Annotated in this window: 14 protein-coding genes; 13 read left to right on the forward strand and 1 reads right to left on the reverse strand. The window is 58.8% G+C overall.

Going from position 1 to position 15,950, the window contains the following annotated elements; translation table 11 throughout:
* The first annotated feature begins 2 nt into the window (after nt 1-2).
* The 13 genes from flgE to VF694_RS08115 all read left to right on the forward strand — a co-directional run bounded on the left by flgE (nt 3) and on the right by VF694_RS08115 (nt 15,110).
* Nucleotides 3-1,235, forward strand: a complete 1,233-nt coding sequence (flgE, locus tag VF694_RS08055; protein WP_003804679.1) for a flagellar hook protein FlgE — start codon at nt 3-5, stop codon at nt 1,233-1,235.
* Between the two features lie 8 nt (nt 1,236-1,243).
* On the forward strand, nt 1,244-1,993 hold the full coding sequence (flgF, locus tag VF694_RS08060; RefSeq protein WP_131071437.1) for a flagellar basal-body rod protein FlgF: 750 nt from the start codon (nt 1,244-1,246) through the stop codon (nt 1,991-1,993).
* A gap of 44 nt (nt 1,994-2,037) precedes the next feature.
* Complete coding sequence (gene flgG, locus VF694_RS08065; RefSeq protein ID WP_003804676.1) at nt 2,038-2,823, forward strand: flagellar basal-body rod protein FlgG; 786 nt, start codon at nt 2,038-2,040, stop codon at nt 2,821-2,823.
* A 19-nt stretch (nt 2,824-2,842) separates the two neighbouring features.
* Entirely contained in the window at nt 2,843-3,529 is a 687-nt protein-coding gene (locus VF694_RS08070) for a flagellar basal body L-ring protein FlgH (protein WP_003804673.1), read from the forward strand.
* A 26-nt stretch (nt 3,530-3,555) separates the two neighbouring features.
* Entirely contained in the window at nt 3,556-4,686 is a 1,131-nt protein-coding gene (locus VF694_RS08075; RefSeq protein ID WP_080585005.1) for a flagellar basal body P-ring protein FlgI, read from the forward strand.
* Complete coding sequence (gene flgJ, locus VF694_RS08080; protein WP_003804669.1) at nt 4,686-5,651, forward strand: flagellar assembly peptidoglycan hydrolase FlgJ; 966 nt, start codon at nt 4,686-4,688, stop codon at nt 5,649-5,651. Before VF694_RS08075 ends, flgJ begins: the two co-directional genes overlap by 1 nt.
* 105 nt (nt 5,652-5,756) lie before the next feature.
* Nucleotides 5,757-7,472, forward strand: a complete 1,716-nt coding sequence (flgK, locus tag VF694_RS08085) for a flagellar hook-associated protein FlgK (RefSeq protein ID WP_003804667.1) — start codon at nt 5,757-5,759, stop codon at nt 7,470-7,472.
* A 35-nt stretch (nt 7,473-7,507) separates the two neighbouring features.
* Nucleotides 7,508-8,725: a flagellar hook-associated protein FlgL gene (flgL, locus tag VF694_RS08090; RefSeq protein WP_003804665.1), complete on the forward strand. Its 1,218-nt coding sequence runs from the start codon at nt 7,508-7,510 to the stop codon at nt 8,723-8,725.
* 124 nt (nt 8,726-8,849) lie between these two features.
* The gene (locus VF694_RS08095) at nt 8,850-10,229 is read left to right on the forward strand and encodes a methyl-accepting chemotaxis protein (RefSeq protein ID WP_426345635.1); all 1,380 of its coding nucleotides are present in this window, start codon (nt 8,850-8,852) and stop codon (nt 10,227-10,229) included.
* The gene (locus tag VF694_RS08100; protein ID WP_003804661.1) at nt 10,229-10,666 is read left to right on the forward strand and encodes a hypothetical protein; all 438 of its coding nucleotides are present in this window, start codon (nt 10,229-10,231) and stop codon (nt 10,664-10,666) included. Before VF694_RS08095 ends, VF694_RS08100 begins: the two co-directional genes overlap by 1 nt.
* Nucleotides 10,667-10,687: 21 nt before the next feature.
* Nucleotides 10,688-12,394 carry a methyl-accepting chemotaxis protein gene (locus VF694_RS08105; RefSeq protein WP_003804659.1) on the forward strand — a complete coding sequence of 569 codons (1,707 nt, stop codon included), beginning with the start codon at nt 10,688-10,690 and terminating at the stop codon, nt 12,392-12,394.
* Between the two features lie 119 nt (nt 12,395-12,513).
* Complete coding sequence (locus VF694_RS08110; protein ID WP_440164061.1) at nt 12,514-14,424, forward strand: DUF294 nucleotidyltransferase-like domain-containing protein; 1,911 nt, start codon at nt 12,514-12,516, stop codon at nt 14,422-14,424.
* Complete coding sequence (locus tag VF694_RS08115; RefSeq protein WP_003804656.1) at nt 14,421-15,110, forward strand: 3'-5' exonuclease; 690 nt, start codon at nt 14,421-14,423, stop codon at nt 15,108-15,110. Before VF694_RS08110 ends, VF694_RS08115 begins: the two co-directional genes overlap by 4 nt.
* Here VF694_RS08115 and fliR read toward each other — a convergent pair.
* Nucleotides 15,107-15,892 carry a flagellar biosynthetic protein FliR gene (fliR, locus tag VF694_RS08120; RefSeq protein ID WP_039943987.1) on the reverse strand — a complete coding sequence of 262 codons (786 nt, stop codon included), beginning with the start codon at nt 15,890-15,892 and terminating at the stop codon, nt 15,107-15,109. The two genes, VF694_RS08115 and fliR, sit on opposite strands and share 4 nt — an antisense overlap.
* Nucleotides 15,893-15,950 lie beyond the last annotated feature (58 nt).

The raw sequence follows: 15,950 nt of genomic DNA on the forward strand, positions 1-15,950 counted from the left end.
TCATGAGCTTCGGACAAGGATTGAGCGGCCTGAACGCCGCCTCCCAGAACCTGGATTCTATCGGTAACAATATCGCCAACTCGGGAACGGTTGGCTATAAAGCGTCGAGTGTGCAGTTCGCGGACGTTTACGCGAACTCGCGCGTCGGTCTGGGCGTGCAAGTATCGCGCGTCAGCCAGCGCTTTTCGGTGGGTAACATCAGCTCCTCGGGCAATATGTTTGACATGGCCATTGACGGTGCCAATGGCCTGTTCCGTCTGGAGCAAAGCAACGGTGCCGTGCTATTTTCGCGCAATGGCCAGTTCTATCCCGACAAGGCAGGCTATTTGGTGAATGCCCAGGGCCACTACCTGACCGGCTATGGCGTGGGCAGCAGCCAGCTTGAGCGCTTGCAGGTGCCATCGGCAAACGTGCCGCCCAAAGCCACGACGTCCCTGGATTTCAAGCCCAACCTGCCCGGTGGTGCCGAAGCAATTCCAGCCCAGGATGCCAATGGCAATCCCATCAATATCTTTGACCCCAAAGACAGCACCACCTACAGCGAATCGTTTAGCTACTCTGTTTACGACTCTCTGGGCAACAGTCACGAAATCTCTCAGTACTTTGTCAAGCGGCCTGCCAATGCGGGCGGTGAAAGTGTATGGGACGTGTACTACATGGAAGGCAGCACGCCTTTGTCGCCCGCCAAAGCGACACTGACTTTCAACGGCGCCGGGGTGCTGACCAGCCCGACCCCTGCAACGGTCAACCTGACCTTGGCCAACCCCGGCGGCAATGCCTCCCCAGCTGACGATCTGGTCTTTGATGTGCGCTATACCGGCACGACCCAGTTCGGTGGCGAGTTCGCCAAAGGCAAGCCTTACCAAGATGGCTACGCCACCGGTGAATACGCTGGCATGAACATCGACAAGGACGGCACCATGGTGGCGTCCTACACCAACGGCGTCACTCAACGCCTGGGTTCGCTGGTTCTGGCCGACTTTAGCAACTTGCAAGGCCTTAGCCCCGTGGGCGGCAACGCCTGGGCAGAGACCGGCGCGTCGGGTCAACCCATTCTGGGCCGTCCTGGCGAGAACGGGCTGGCCACGATCAAGGGTCAGGCCGTGGAAGACTCCAATGTGGACATGGGTCAGGAACTGGTCAATATGATCATTGCCCAGCGCACCTATCAGGCCAATGCCCAGACCATCAAGACACAGGATCAGGTTCTGCAAACCCTGGTCAACCTGCGTTAAGAGCTGTCATGGATCGCCTGATTTATACCGCCATGAATGGCGCTCAGCGCACGCTGGAGCAGCAAGACGTCATCACCAACAATCTGGCCAATGTGAACACGTCCGGTTTTCGCGAACAGCTCGCGTATTACCGCTCGGTGCCCGTTACCAGTGAGGACGGTGCGCAGACCCGTGTGGGCACCGCCACGGTGACGCCGGGCAGTCGTTTTCAACCGGGCACAATGGCCGAAACCGGTAATGCACTGGATGTGGCCATTGCAGGTCAGGGCTGGTTTGCCGTTCGTGCGCTTGATGGCCAGGAGGCCTATACCCGGGCAGGCGATCTGGTCGTCAATGCCCAGAACCAGTTGGTGACGCAGTCCGGTTTGCCCGTGCTGAGCGCCGACGGTCAGGCGATCGAGATTCCCGATCGGGGAACCGTCACTTTTTCCAGCGACGGTCAGTTGACTGCCCTGGGAGCTGGCGACAATCCGCGCGACATTCAGGTGATGGGGCAGTTGAAAATGGTCAACCCACCCGCCGCCGACCTGTTGCGGGGCCAGGATGGTTTGTTTCGTATGAGCAGCGGTGCACCGGCTCCCGCGGACCCGTCGGTGCGGATGGTGTCGGGCTTTATTGAAAAAAGCAACGTGAACCCGGCTGAAGCGATGGTGGCCATGATTGCCAATGCCCGTCGTTTTGAAACCCAGATGAAGGTCATCCAGGACGCCGGCGTACGCGAGGACCGGGCCAACTCTCTACTTTCATTTAATGGCTAAGCCTCGCGCATGACGCGAGCGCTAGCTTCAAGGATTACACACACATGATTCGCTCTCTGTGGATTGCCAAGACCGGTCTGGAAGCCCAGCAGACCAATATGGATGTCATTTCCAATAACTTGGCCAACGTCAATACCACCGGTTTCAAACGTACCCGTGCGGTGTTTGAAGACCTGATGTACCAAACCCTTCGTCAGCCTGGTGCTCAGGTCGGCGCTGCCAACCAGTTGCCTACGGGTCTGCAGATCGGTACGGGCGTGCGCACGGTGGCCACGGAGCGTATCCATAGTCAGGGCGATATGAAGCACACCGGCCACAATATGGACATCGCCATTCAGGGCAGTGGGTTTTTGCAAGTGGAAATGCCGGATGGCACCTTCGCCTATACGCGTGACGGCAGTTTGCAACGCGATCAGAATGGTCAGCTGGTGACAGCCGGCGGCTACCCCATTCAGCCTCCCATCAATATCCCGGATAACGCCCTGGAACTGACCATTGGGCGCGACGGGACCGTGTCGGTTACTCAGCCCGGTGCCGCGGGCGCCAGTGTGGAGGTGGGGCAACTGCAACTGAGCACCTTCGTCAACCCGGCCGGTTTGCAAAGCATGGGCGAGAACTTGTACATCGAAACCGATGCGTCGGGGGCCGCAAACTTTCTGCAGCCAGGTATGGATGGCGCAGGGCTGGTCATGCACAAGTACAACGAAACGTCCAACGTCAACGTGGCCGAGGAGCTGGTCAATATGATCAGTGCCCAGCGTGCCTACGAAATCAATAGCAAGGCCGTGTCCACCGCTGACCAGATGCTGGCTCGTCTGACGCAGCTGTAAACCTGAAGAGATCGTGACAATGTTCCAAGCTCTGTTGAGCCGTCTTGCCCTGTGTGCGCTGCTTGTCTTGTCCGGTTGCGCGCTGGTGCCCCCTGAAGATGTAGTCACCGGCCCCTTGACCGCGGCTCCGCCTCCCGCCATTCCTGCGGCTGTGGTGGCAAATGGCTCCATCTACCAGCCCTCGGCGTATGGCAACTATCCGCTGTTTGAGGACAGACGGCCCCGCAATGTGGGCGATATTGTCACCATCATGATTCAGGAGCGCACCAACGCTGCCAAGAATGTGTCGACCAACACGGACCGGACCGGTAGCGGCGGCTTGGACTTTACGGGTGTCCCGGCTTTCCTGCCCAATGAAATAGGCAGCAAGCAGAACTTTGAGGTGTCCGGCTCGAACAAGGCACAAGGCAAGGGCTCCAGCCGCGCCGACAATACGTTCAGCGGCACCTTGACCACGACGGTGGTGGGCGTGCTGCCCAACGGCAACCTGCAGGTCGCCGGGGAGAAGCAGATCGCCATCAACCGGGGCAGTGAACACATCCGCTTTTCCGGCGTTGTGGACCCGCGCTCCATTACCGGCAGCAATACGGTGTCGTCCACGCAGGTGGCCGATGCCCGTATCGAGTTTCGTAGCAAAGGGGTGATGGACGAAGTCCAGACCATGGGTTGGCTACAGCGTTTTTTCCTGAATATTTCCCCGTTCTGAGCCTTTTGCTTGCTATGGCATTTTCCATGAGTCGTACTCCTTTCTCTTCTTACCGCGACATGCTGCGGGCAGCCATGCTGGCAGCAGGCCTGTTGCTGGCTCCGCTCAGTCAGGCCGAGCGAATCAAGGATCTGGCGTCCATCCAGGGGGTGCGCGACAATCCGCTGATCGGTTACGGTCTGGTGGTGGGTCTGGACGGCAGTGGCGACCAGGTTCGCCAAGCGCCGTTTACGCAGCAAAGTCTGACCAATATGCTGTCGCAACTGGGGGTGACTATTCCCCAGGGCAGCAATATGCAGCTCAAGAACGTGGCGGCTGTGATGGTGACAGCCCGCCTGCCCGCCTTTGCCCGTCCTGGCCAGTCTGTGGACGTGGTGGTGTCCTCCATGGGGAACGCCAAGAGTCTGCGCGGCGGCACCTTGCTGATGACGCCCTTGAAAGGTGCGAACGGTCAGGTGTACGCGATCGCACAGGGTAACTTGCTGGTAGGCGGCGCCGGTGCCGAAGCCGGCGGTTCCAGTGTCCAGGTCAACCAGTTAAATGGCGGCACGATTCCTGGCGGTGCCACGGTCGAGCAAAGCGTGCCCACAACGTATGCGCGGGACGGGGTGATCAATCTGGAGATGAACACCTCGGACTTTGGGACCGCCCAGAACGTGGTGGCTGCCCTGAACAAACAGTTCGGTCCGTCCACGGCCACGGCGCTGGATGGGCGCCTGATTCAGGTACGGGGTCCATTGGACCCCCAGGCCCAGACTGCTTTTATTTCCCATGTGGAAAACCTGCAAGTAAATCTGCCGCCAGCGCGCGCACGGGTGGTTATCAATGCGCGTACGGGTTCGGTGGTCATGAATCGTACCGTCACCATTGATGAGGCCGCGATTGCCTATGGCAACTTGTCGGTGGTCATCAGCCGTCAACCGCAGGTCAGCCAGCCCGATACGCCGTTCGGTGGCGGCCAGACGGTCGTGGCTGACAGCACGCAGATTGAAATGCGCAGTGACAGTGGTTCGCTGCAACGCGTAAAGACCAGTGCCAATCTGGCCGATGTGGTGCGGGCGCTCAATGCCTTGGGCGCTACCCCTCAAGATTTGTTGTCCATTTTGCAGAACCTGAAAAGCGCGGGCGCTTTGCGGGCAGATCTGGAGATCATCTAATGACGGTGCAGTACTTTCCTCGTCCAGGAACGGGAACGCAGGTTTCAATTTTTGACCCGCAACAGTTGGCTCAGCTGCGTCGGCAAGCCGGGCAGGACGATCAGAATCAAGCGACTCAACTGCAAGTGGCCCGTCAGTTCGAGTCCCTGTTTATCCAGAATATTTTGAAGCAGGCGCGAGCCGCCAATCCTGAAGGCGGCATGTTTGATACCCAGTCCGTGCGCATGGCGCAAAGCCTGGGCGATGAGCAGTTGGCCCTGCAGTTGGCTGACCCGGGCATCGGATTGGCCAAGGCCTTGCAGGCTCAGATGAGCGGGCAAGACAGCGAGCCCTTTGGCGCTGCGTCCTATGACCCGGAAACCGCGTCTTCGCGTCGTGCGGATTTGCGCTCGCGCATGCCCAATGACCGCTCCATTGATGCGGCCTCCATTGCCGAACTGATCGACAAGCTCAGCAATAACAGCACGGTGCAGCGCGTGTACTCTTCGATTCAGGGGGCGCCCAACCACATCCGTCAGTTTGTAGACCGCATGAATACCGCAGCCAAAGTGGCCGCAGAAGACAGTGGTGTCCCCGCCAAGCTGATCCTGAGTCAGGCGGCCTTGGAGTCGGGCTGGGGCAAACGTGAAATCATGCATGCCGACGGTTCCACCAGCCACAATTTGTTTGGGATCAAGGCCACCCCCTCCTGGAAAGGAAAAACGGTAGAGGTCATGACCACCGAATACCAAAACGGTGTGGCCCGGAAGATGACGCAAACCTTTCGTGCCTATGACTCTTATGCCGAGTCCTTTGCCGACTACGCGCGTCTGATCGGCAATAACAAGCGCTATGAAAGCGTCAAGCACGCCGCAACGCCGCAAGAGGCTGCGCAGCGTATTCAGGATGCAGGCTACGCCACGGATCCTTCTTACGCCAAAAAACTGATTGCCATCATGGCCTACTTTGATGGTGGCAAGTCTTAATTATTGTTACAGGTCTAAATAATGCACCAAGGTGGTCGTTAAAAAGCAGCATGTTCATTTTTCGCCTTGGACACAACGGGCCGGGCAGGACAGAAAGGATTTGATATGAATCTCGCCAACCTTGGTATTACCGGCTTGTATGCCGCTCAAAAGCGCATGCAGGTGACGGGCCACAATATTAATAATATCGATACCCCTGGCTATAACCGCCAATCAGTTCTGGTTGAGACGGCTGGTTCGGTAGGAGGCAGTGCCGGTTACTACGGCCGCGGTGTGCAGGTCGTGACGGTTCAGCGCTCCTACGACAATTTTCTGTATCAACAGCTGGTGCGTTCCCAGACCGCCGGAGCGGCTCTGGTCAGCTACGGCACCGAAATTGCCCAGCTGGACAATCTGTTCTCGGATCGTACGGTCGGTGTCAGCCCCGCCTTGCAGAATTTCTTTGACGGGCTGGAAGCGGTTGCCTCGCAGCCTGCCGATCCTTCGGCACGCCAGGAACTGTTGGGCCGCGCCGAAAGTCTGGCCACCCAGATTCGTGACGCCACCTCCTACATGAACCGCGTGAACGAGAACATCAACACGCAGGTTGGAACCACGGTTACCCAGATCAACAGCTATCTGGAGCGGATCGACAACGTCAATAAGCAGATTGTGGCGGCCAAGGGAACCACGCCCGGACACGAGCCCAATGATCTGCTGGACCAGCGCGAACAGTTGGTGGCCGAACTGGGACAACTGATTGACGTTCGCACCGTCGAGCAGGACGGGCGCTTGAGCGTGACCACCGCAGGTGGCCAGATGTTGTTGGGTGGCGAGCGGGTCTATCCCTTGCATGCGGTGCGTTCCGCAGAAAACCCTGAGCGGTTTGTGGTCGGGTTTACGTCTGCCCTGAACGTGGACGGCAAGATGGTGGTGACCGAGTTTCGTGAAGGCGCGATCAAAGGCGGCACGCTCGGTGGCCTGCTGCAGTTCCGTCAGGAAAGTCTGGAGCCCGCCATCAGCGCCCTGGGGCGTCTGGCCGTGGGCCTGGCCCACACCGTGAACGATATTCACCGTCAAGGCATTGACTTGAAGGGGGAGGCGGGCAAAGACATATTCAGCGTCAGTGGCCCCAAAGTCGTGGCCAATGGCACCAATCCCGTCAGCAGTGGCGTACCCGGTGTGTCCTTCTACAAGGACCCGATTGATCCGGCTGATCCCAGCAAGGGTTACACCCAACCCGTGGACAAGCTGACCGGCGATAACTACCGGATCGAGCGTGTGGACGGACGCTTTCAGTTGCGCAATCTGAGCAGCAACGACATTACGCCCCTCAATGGACCGGACCAGGACGGCGGCATTACGCGGGTGGATGGCCTGGAAATCGACGTGTCCAGCCTGAAGACCCAGTCGCAGGATGGGGATTCCTGGCTGGTTCAGCCTACCGCCACCGCTGGCAGCAATTTACAGGTGGAGATCAAGCGTCCCCAGGATATTGCCGCGGCCAACCCGGATACCGGCTCGGCCAATGGCACGATCGCTCAGAAACTGGCGGATCTGCGCAATACCAAAGTGTTGGCGGACGGCTCCCTGAGCCTGAATGACTCCTTTGGCCAGATCGTGAACCGGATTGCGGTGCAAACGCAGCAAAACGGCACCGCGGCCAAGGCGCAACTCAAGCTGATCGAGCAGAACTATGCCGCTCAGCAGGCCTTGTCGGGCGTTAACAAGGATGAGGAATACATCATGCTCCAGCGTTTTCAGGAACAGTATCAGGCGGCCGCCCGTTTGATTGATGTCAGCTCCCAGATGTTTGACACCCTGTTGGGCCTGCGTACGTAAGTACGGCGATTCAGTCTTGAAATTGGAACCTTGCTATGCGTATTAGTTCTTCTCTTTTTTTTCAGACAGGCCTGAACTCGATCAACAAGCAGCAGTCCGATCTGATGCGTGTTTTTCAGCAGATGGGCTCGCAAAAGCGGATGATCACCCCCTCGGATGATCCTTTGGCGTCGGCCCAGACCATTAATCTGGCGCAGTCGCAGGCCATGGACAAGCGCTATGGTGAAAACCGCGAAGTGGCCATGCGTTCGCTGGGTGAGGAAGAAAACCTGCTCAATGCCGTCAACCTGCAGTTGCAGGGCGTGCAAACCCGTTTGGTGGAAGCTTCCACGGGCACCATGTCGGATGCCGATCGCAGCACCTTGGCTACCGTGATCGAAAGTGCGCTGGATACCCTGTTTGGCTTTGCCAACACCAAGGATGGTTCGGGCCAGTATCTGTTCTCCGGGGCTAAAGGGACGACTCAGGCGTTTGAGCGGACGGGAAACACCTTTACCTACACGGGTGACACCAACAGCCGTGATATTCAGGTTGAGCAAACCCGCCAGATGGACTCGGCCGATCATGGTCGCACCATCTTCGAGCGGGCCAACCCCGGATCGACAGCCTACTTCACCCAGGCCAACGCCAACAGTGGCTCGGCTGTGCTCAGCGCCCCCAACGGCAACTCGTCCTTGCCTGGCGCGCAGGCCAATTACACCATCCGATTTACCTCGGAAACGGATTACGACATCGAGGTGAACGGGGCGGTGGTCAGTCAAGGTGTGCTGGATGAGAACGAGCGTCAGCGCATCAGCCTGCCTGGCGGGGTCAGCGTGCAGATCGAAGGCAAGCCCGCCGTAGGCGACAGCTTTGCCATCAGTTCGGTGGACAGCACCAGCCCGGCTGACATGAATATGTTCAACACCTTGCAGTCGGTGGTGGACGCCTTGCGCAAGCCTGTCAGCGGGGACCCGGTTGCCCAGGCCGAGTTTCGCAACGCGATGAACTCAGCCATACAGCGTATCGGGGAGAACTTCGACAATGTGCAGACCGTAATTTCGTCGGTCGGTACGCGCATGAATGAAATTGATGCGCTCAGCGCCAATGGGGCTGCCCGAGCCCTCAATTACACCAATGAGCTCTCGCGTCTGGAAGATCTGAATATTTTTGATGCGTCCACTCAGTTGGAGCTGCGCAAGGCTGCGCTGGAAATGTCGGCGATGGCATTTCAGACGATTCAGAGCATGAGCCTGTTCAATTTGAATCGCTAGGACGCTGTTCCTTTTTTGGGTGGTTTTTCCTTAACCGGCAGTCAAGCACCACGTGCGGGAATCTTCTATGCTTTTTAAGAATTTGAGTCTAAGGGTCGGCATGACCTTTTGTATTGCTGCTCTGATGGCATTGACAGTGGCCATGGCAGCCTGGGCGCTGTATTACTTTCATGGTCTGTTGGCCCTGGGCTCCGGTGACGCGGTGTTGCGCACCTTGCAGGAGCAGCAGAGCACCTTCAACATTGTCTTGACCGTCGTGCTGGTGCTGGCCGTGTTGTTGGGGCTGGCGGCCATCAGCTACTTTCTCCGTCGGGTGGTGCGTCCCTTGGGTGACTTTGCGGCGTACTTTGATGCCATTGCCAAAGGCGACCTGACCCAACGTATCCATGTTCTGACCTCCAACGAAATCGGTGACTTGTTCGAGTCGCTGGGTCGCATGCAGGAGTCCCTGGTCAAGACCACCACGGCGGTGCGTCTGGGACTGGAGGAGATTCATGCCGGCGCGCAGGAAATTGCCCAGGGCAACACCAATATCAGCAGTCGTACCGAAGAGCAGGCTGCTTCCTTGCAGCAGACGGCTGCCAGCATGGAACAATTGGCTGGGACCGTTCGCCAAAATGCCGATAACGCCCAGCAAGCCAATCAGTTGGCCGCGACCGCCTCGGATGTAGCACATCGTGGGGGGAGCGCCGTCAATGAAGTGGTAGCCACCATGCAGGGGATTTCGGCCAGTTCCAACAAGATCTCCGATATTGTGGGCGTGATTGACAGCATTGCTTTCCAGACCAATATTCTGGCCCTGAACGCGGCGGTTGAAGCGGCTCGTGCGGGTGAGCAGGGCAAGGGTTTTGCCGTGGTGGCCGCTGAAGTCCGCGCTCTGGCACAACGCAGTGCGCAGGCCGCGCGTGAAATCACGGCCCTGATCGAGGATTCGGTGCGTAAGGTCACGGAAGGTTCCTCGCAGGTGGAACGCGCGGGCGCCACTATGCAGGAAATTGTGGATTCCGTGCGTCGTGTCACCGACATCATGGGTGAGATCACGGCCGCAACGATTGAGCAGTCCTCCGGTATCGATCAGGTGAATCGCGCTGTCTCGCAGATGGATGAGACGACGCAGTACAACGCCCGTCTGGTGGAGCAGGCCGCTCTGGCTTCCTCGGGGCTGAGCGAGCAGGTCACCAAGGTCAACCAGGCGATCGCGTTCTTTCGCTCGCCGGGCACGGAAGTGATCGACGTCAGCGCCCGCCGCGTCGCTAACCGCCGCAGTGCCAGTGCATCCTCATCGGACGCCGAGACACGTCGCACGCCATCCTTGAAAGGTGTGGCGAACGCTGCCAAACCTGCTGCGGGCGTGAGCAGGGGGCTGTCGGCTCCCGCCAAGACCTCGCCGCCTGCTGCCAAGGCCACCGCCGCTACTCAGGAAGATAGTCAGCGTCTGTTGCGTCCCGACTTGAGCGGCAAGCCTCACAGTGCTTCTTCGGACGATGATTGGGAGGAGTTCTAATGCCTTGCTCCCGACTGGGTATCTGGGTCGGGCGGGGCCGTAAGACGCTGATCGGTTTGTGCTTGCTGACCCTGGCTGCTTGCGCCACCCAGGGCTCGTCTTTCAAGGCGTCGGGGCTGAATGATTTGGTCCTGGGCCAAAGCACGCGTGCTGACGCTGAGCAGTCCTTGCAAGGCCGTCCACACCAGGTCTACCGACAGCTCGACGGCAGTGAAATGGCCGTGTGGTTCCAGGGGACAACCCTGGCAACGGACGCGGTCTATTTTCGCCAGGAGTTGTGGCTTCAGTTTGATGCCCAGGGGCGTTTCCAGCATGTGGTCAAACGCAGCCATATTCCCTCCATGTACCGCGAGCAAGCGCGTAGCGCTACTACAGGCTCGGTCACGATTGAGCACCCTGGCACGGAGATGATTACCATCTTGCCGGTCAGCCACTAGAGTTTTCTTTGGATTTAGCAAATGCTGGGTATTGAAAGCAGTCTTCCGTCCGCGTCCCGCGCATCTAAACGTCGTTCCTCCAAATCGTTTCGTCCCAGCCTGAAGTCGGCGTCGGGCTTGAAGATCAGCACCATGCTGATGATTTGCATGGGATTGTTTTTGGTCCTGATTGTGGCGGTAGGGGGGCTGGCCGCCTATTACCTGCAGCAAAGTGGCGAGGCCTTGCGTACGATCAATCGTCAGGATCAGCGTGCCATGCAGATCCTGCAGTTGAACAACAATATGATGGAAGCCCGTGTCAGCTTAATGAGCGCGGCGCGCTTCTATCAGGAAGCCGGTATTGATGATGATCAGAACCTGCTGCAAAGTGCCGAGAACTCTGTCACGCTGGCCACGCAAAAGCTGGATGAGGTGCGCAAGGCCTTTGCCGATATTCGTGCCAATATGCCGACCGAGCCTGAGCTGCGCCGTTTGGCCATGGGACTGGTTGCGTCCTATCAGGCCTATCTGGATGACGGGATTGAACCCATGGTTCAGGCACTGGAAACCCGTGATTACAGTACCTTTTACTTTGTCAGCGAAGGTTTTGGCGTTTTGCGCGCTGCCACTTTCCAGTTCCGCATTGAGGAGCTGAGCAAGTTCTACAACGAGCAGACTGACGTGTTGCTGGAGCAGGCAGAACTGCAAACCCGTGTGGCCAATATCGTCATCGCCCTGGCCTTGTTGCTGGGTCTGGCCATTATTGTGGCCTTGCGACTGGTGCTGGGCCGCACCGCGTTGACCCCCTTGCGTGAAGCCGGTATGCATTTTGACCATATTGCCAACGGCGATCTGACCAAGAAAATTACCTACCGCTCGGCCAATGAGGTCGGGGTGTTGTATGACGCCATGCGTCGCATGCAACAAAGCCTGCAGGGGATCGTGCTGACCGTGCGCCAAGGTGTGGACGAGATCGCCTCGGGTTCTTCGCAGATTTTTGCCGGTAATACCGACTTGAGTTCCCGCACCGAGCAGCAAGCTGCCGCTTTGCAGGAAACGGCGGCCAGTCTTGAAGAATTGGCCAGTACGGTGCGTCAGAATGCCGACAATGCCCATCAGGCCGATCAGTTGGCGCATAACGCCGCCAAAGTGGCACAGCAGGGTGGTGAGTCGGTCGGCGCGGTCGTTCACACGATGAACCAGATTTCCGCTCGTTCCGGACAGGTAGCCGACATTGTTAACGTGATTGACGGTATTGCCTTCCAGACCAATATTCTGGCCTTGAACGCCGCGGTGGAAGCGGCTCGCGCGGGAGAGCAGGGCAAGGGCTTTGCCGTGGTGGCCGGAGAGGTGCGTAGCCTGGCACAGCGCAGCGCCCAGGCCGCCAAGGAAATCAAAGGTCTGATCGAAGCCTCGCAAAACGAAGTCCAGACCGGAACGCAGCAGGTGGCCAGTGCGGGCGACATCATTCAAGAGGTGGTGCGTGCGGTCAATAGCGTCACCACCTTGATGAGCGAGATTTCCTCGGCCTCGCAGGAGCAGACGGCCGGTATTGAGCAGATCAACACGGCAGTGGCTCAAATGGATGCTGTGGTGCAGCAAAACGCCTCGCTGGTCGAGGAGGCGGCGGCTGCGGCAGGCTCCTTGCAGGCACAATCCGAGACCCTGGCAGAGGCCGTGTCCCAGTTCAAGGTTCAGGAAGGGGATGTGATTGATATGGCCGAACGCGATTACGACCGGTTGCGCTAAGCCTTTTGGGGGAAAAAACGGGCGGGTGCCTATAGTTGAAATCCCCTAGAAAATCAGGGTCCGCGAGGGCGATGCTGCATGGCACAATAATTCTTTGTCCCTAGCCAGCAGAGACGCCCATGTCCTTCGCGATTCCCGGTGAATCCGTGGCCAAGACGGCGGTGCGCCAGAAAGCGCCCGGCATCTTGGCCTGGTTGATTGCTTACCCACCTTTTGATCAGATGCAGGCACAGCACTGCGATTACCTGATCGAACATAGTGAGCTCCGGTTTTTCTCGGCCGGGCAGGTGCTGTTGGAGCAGGGCGCGCGCGTCGATCAGCTCTATCTTGTTCGCCAGGGACAGATCGGCACCCAGGCGCACGGCGAAACCCAGGAGTATGTGGAAGGAGACCTGCTGCCAGTGCGTGAGCTGGTGTCCGGGCAAGCGCTGGAGAGCGCCTACCAGGTACAGGAAGACTGTTTCACCTTGTGTGTGGCCGGTGAGGCCGTTGCGCATCTGTTGAGCATCAGCGAACCGTTTCGGGATTATTGTCTCCGCGGCACCAGCAGTTTGCTGGCTTCGGTCTGGCGCAGCGCTCAGAAAAGCGCCAGTGCCGATCTGGGGGCCAGTTATACCTTGGACATGAGTCTGCAGTCCCTGACAGAACGGGGACTGCTCAGTTGTCTGCCTGATTGTCCGGTCGAGCAGGCCGTCAAAGACATGCACGAGCGGCAGGTCAGCAGCATGGTCGTGGTCAATGCCGATCAGCATCTGTTGGGGATCTTCACCTTGCGCGATCTGCGCCGTCTGGTGGCTGGAGGCCAATACGATCCAGGTCAGGCCATGTCGGAAATCATGACGCCGGACCCGGTCTGGCTTGCGCCTCAGGCTTCGGCGTTTGATGCGGCGCTGTTGATGGTCGAGCATCAGATCGGTCATGTCTGCCTGGTTCAGAATCATAAAGTGGTGGGCATGGTGTCCGAGCGCGATGTGTTCTCCTTGCAGCGCGTCGATCTGGTCCACCTGTCGCGTGCCTTGCGTTGCGCCCAGGATGTGTCCGGGCTGGTGCGCTTGCAAGCCGATATTGGCCGACTGGTCGATGCCATGCTGGCCCACGGTGCGCGCTCTGAGCAACTGACAGCCGTAATTACGCGTTTGAATGACCATACGGTTCAGCGCACGATCGAACTGTCTTTGCCCGGCTCGGGGCTGGATGGCATCGAGTTTTGCTGGCTGGCCTTTGGCAGCCAGGCCCGGGGTGAGCAGACCCGCCACACCGACCAGGATAATGGCATTTTATTTAGCGCCACCTCGCCGGAGCAGGCCAACGCCTACCGGGCCTTGCTCCTGCCGTTTGCGCGTCGGGTCAACGAGGCTCTGGACCGTTGCGGCATGGCCTGGTGTACGGGCAATATCATGGCCAGCAACCCTGAGCTATGTCTTTCCGAAGCGGAATGGTTACATCGTTTTCAGATCATGATCGAGCGGCCGGCACCCGAGCAGTTGCTTGAGTCCACGATTTATTTTGACTGCCGGAGCATCTGGGGGCAGACCAGCCTGTTGCAACGTCTGCAGCGGCGCGTGCTGGGCATGGTGAACGATAATCCGGTGTTTCAGCGCATGCTGGCTCAAAGCACCTGTCAAACCCGCATTCCCAGTGGCAAAAAGCGCAGTCGTTTGGAGGCCTTGATGGGGCAGGGCGATGACAAGCTGGATATCAAGAAGCAGGCATTGGCCCCGATGGTGGATGTGTTGCGCGTGCTGGCGCTGGCCCACGGCTGTGAGTTGCCTTCGTCCATGGACCGGTTGGCGGTGTTGACCCAGCGTGGCGTCTTTAGCGCAGAGGAGTCGGAGGGCCTGCGCGAGGCCTACCGTTATTTGCAGTTGCTGCGTTTGCAACATCATCAGACGCAGTTGCAACAAGGCCAGGAGCCGGACAATCTGGTGCGTCTGGGCAGCTTGGGCGCACTGGATGCCCGCGTCTTGCGCGAGGCCTTGTCACAAGTGCGTCGTGCTCAGCGTATTCTGGCGTTCCGGTACCGCTTATGAAATTGCTCTCTTGGCTCCCCTGGCGACGCGCTTCCTTCGCCGCCCGTAGCCCCTCCCTGTCCTGGAGCGGGGTGGATGAGCTCACATGGGACGAAGCGGCATTTACCGTGTTGGACCTGGAAACCAGCGGGCTGGAACCCAAACGCCACCATATTGTGCAAATGGGCGCAGTACGACTGGAGCGGGGCTCGATTGCCCTGGGCAATGTGTGGGCCGGTCTGGTGCGCGCACACGGCGAACGCAGTCCAGAGAGTCTGCTGATTCATGAGATCAGTCCGCAGCTGCAGGAAAAAGGTGAACCCTTGCCGCAGCTCATGCGTGACTTTGCCCGTTATTCGGAAAACTCGGTCTGGGTCGCCTGGGATGCCGATTTTGATCTGGCATTTCTGGACCGTGCCTGGCCTCAGGCCGGTGTGCAACAGGCCCGGCCTCTGGCCCTGGATCTGGCTGAACTGGCAACGTGTCTGCTGCCCGAATGGCGTGGTCGTCGACTGGGCCTGGATGATTGTCTGCGGTATTGTGGTCTGCCGGTCAGTGAGCGGCATGATGCCCTGGGAGACGCGTTGATCAGCGCCCAGTTGATGCAGTTGTTGATTGGACGTGCCAAACAAAAAGGTGTCCTGACGCTGGGCCAGGCCCGGCGTCTGATGCAGGCGCACAAGCAGCGCCAGGCCCATGCCTTTTAAGGGCCAGCCAGCCCGAGGGCAACCCGCATCATGGCTTCGTAGCCGGAGTTGAACAACTGGGCGAGAAAGGGCGTGGTTTGCGGGATCACCACGACCAGCAAGGTCAGGCCGATGGTCAGCGTAATCGGAAAACCCACCGCAAAAATCGTCAGCTGTTGGGCGGTACGGTTCAAGATGCCGAAGGCTAGGTTAATGGTCAGAAGCACAATAATCAGCGGCAGGGCCAGCAGCATGCCTGACACCCACAACTCGCTGCTCCAATCCAGCAATGCCCCCCAGCCATTGATGTTCAGGTCTGCACCGATGGGCAATACGTGGAACGTGCGCACCAGCACACCCAGCAAAAGCAGATGACCGTTCAGGGCCAGAAAAGTCAGCACCGCAATCACGTTCAGCAGCCGCGACAGCACGGCGGTATTGGCGCCCGTGGCCGGATCAAAGAAGGAGGCGAAGGACAGGCCCATCTGCAGCCCGATGAACTCGCCCGCTGTCTGTACCGCTGCGAATACGATGCGCATGGTCAGCCCCAGCGCGACGCCGATAAACACTTGTTGCGCCGCAATCAGCAAAGCCTCGTACGAGGCGGTGGGCAGATCAGGCAGTGGGGGCAGCGAGGGCGCTACGATCAGAGCGAGGATAAAACCCAGCCCGATCTTGGCGCGTTTGGGAATGGCGGATTCACTGAAAAAAGGAACTGTCGCCAGGGTGGCCAGAATGCGGATGAACGGCCACAGAAAGGCGTTCAGCCAGGCATGGAGCTGGGCGGAGTTCAGGTCAAGCACGGTGCGCCTGGGGCCTGCGGGTCTGACAAGGCCGTGCGCCTTGCCAGACACATGGTGG

Origin of the sequence: Alcaligenes sp. Lyrl_28, assembly GCF_051948705.1 — a bacterium.
Classification (GTDB): Bacteria; Pseudomonadota; Gammaproteobacteria; order Burkholderiales; family Burkholderiaceae_B; genus Alcaligenes; species Alcaligenes ammonioxydans.

Bases quoted from the DNA above. Each gene is read 5' to 3' on its own strand.
- VF694_RS08075 (WP_080585005.1), top strand. From the start codon at position 3,556: ATGAGTCGTACTCCTTTCTCTTCTTACCGCGACATGCTGCGGGCAGCC.
- flgL (WP_003804665.1), top strand. From the start codon at position 7,508: ATGCGTATTAGTTCTTCTCTTTTTTTTCAGACAGGCCTGAACTCGATC.
- VF694_RS08115 (WP_003804656.1), top strand. From the start codon at position 14,421: ATGAAATTGCTCTCTTGGCTCCCCTGGCGACGCGCTTCCTTCGCCGCC.
- VF694_RS08095 (WP_426345635.1), top strand. From the start codon at position 8,850: ATGGCATTGACAGTGGCCATGGCAGCCTGGGCGCTGTATTACTTTCAT.
- VF694_RS08070 (WP_003804673.1), top strand. From the start codon at position 2,843: ATGTTCCAAGCTCTGTTGAGCCGTCTTGCCCTGTGTGCGCTGCTTGTC.
- flgK (WP_003804667.1), top strand. From the start codon at position 5,757: ATGAATCTCGCCAACCTTGGTATTACCGGCTTGTATGCCGCTCAAAAG.
- VF694_RS08105 (WP_003804659.1), top strand. From the start codon at position 10,688: ATGCTGGGTATTGAAAGCAGTCTTCCGTCCGCGTCCCGCGCATCTAAA.
- VF694_RS08100 (WP_003804661.1), top strand. From the start codon at position 10,229: ATGCCTTGCTCCCGACTGGGTATCTGGGTCGGGCGGGGCCGTAAGACG.
- flgJ (WP_003804669.1), top strand. From the start codon at position 4,686: ATGACGGTGCAGTACTTTCCTCGTCCAGGAACGGGAACGCAGGTTTCA.
- flgG (WP_003804676.1), top strand. From the start codon at position 2,038: ATGATTCGCTCTCTGTGGATTGCCAAGACCGGTCTGGAAGCCCAGCAG.
- flgE (WP_003804679.1), top strand. From the start codon at position 3: ATGAGCTTCGGACAAGGATTGAGCGGCCTGAACGCCGCCTCCCAGAAC.
- VF694_RS08110 (WP_440164061.1), top strand. From the start codon at position 12,514: ATGTCCTTCGCGATTCCCGGTGAATCCGTGGCCAAGACGGCGGTGCGC.
- flgF (WP_131071437.1), top strand. From the start codon at position 1,244: ATGGATCGCCTGATTTATACCGCCATGAATGGCGCTCAGCGCACGCTG.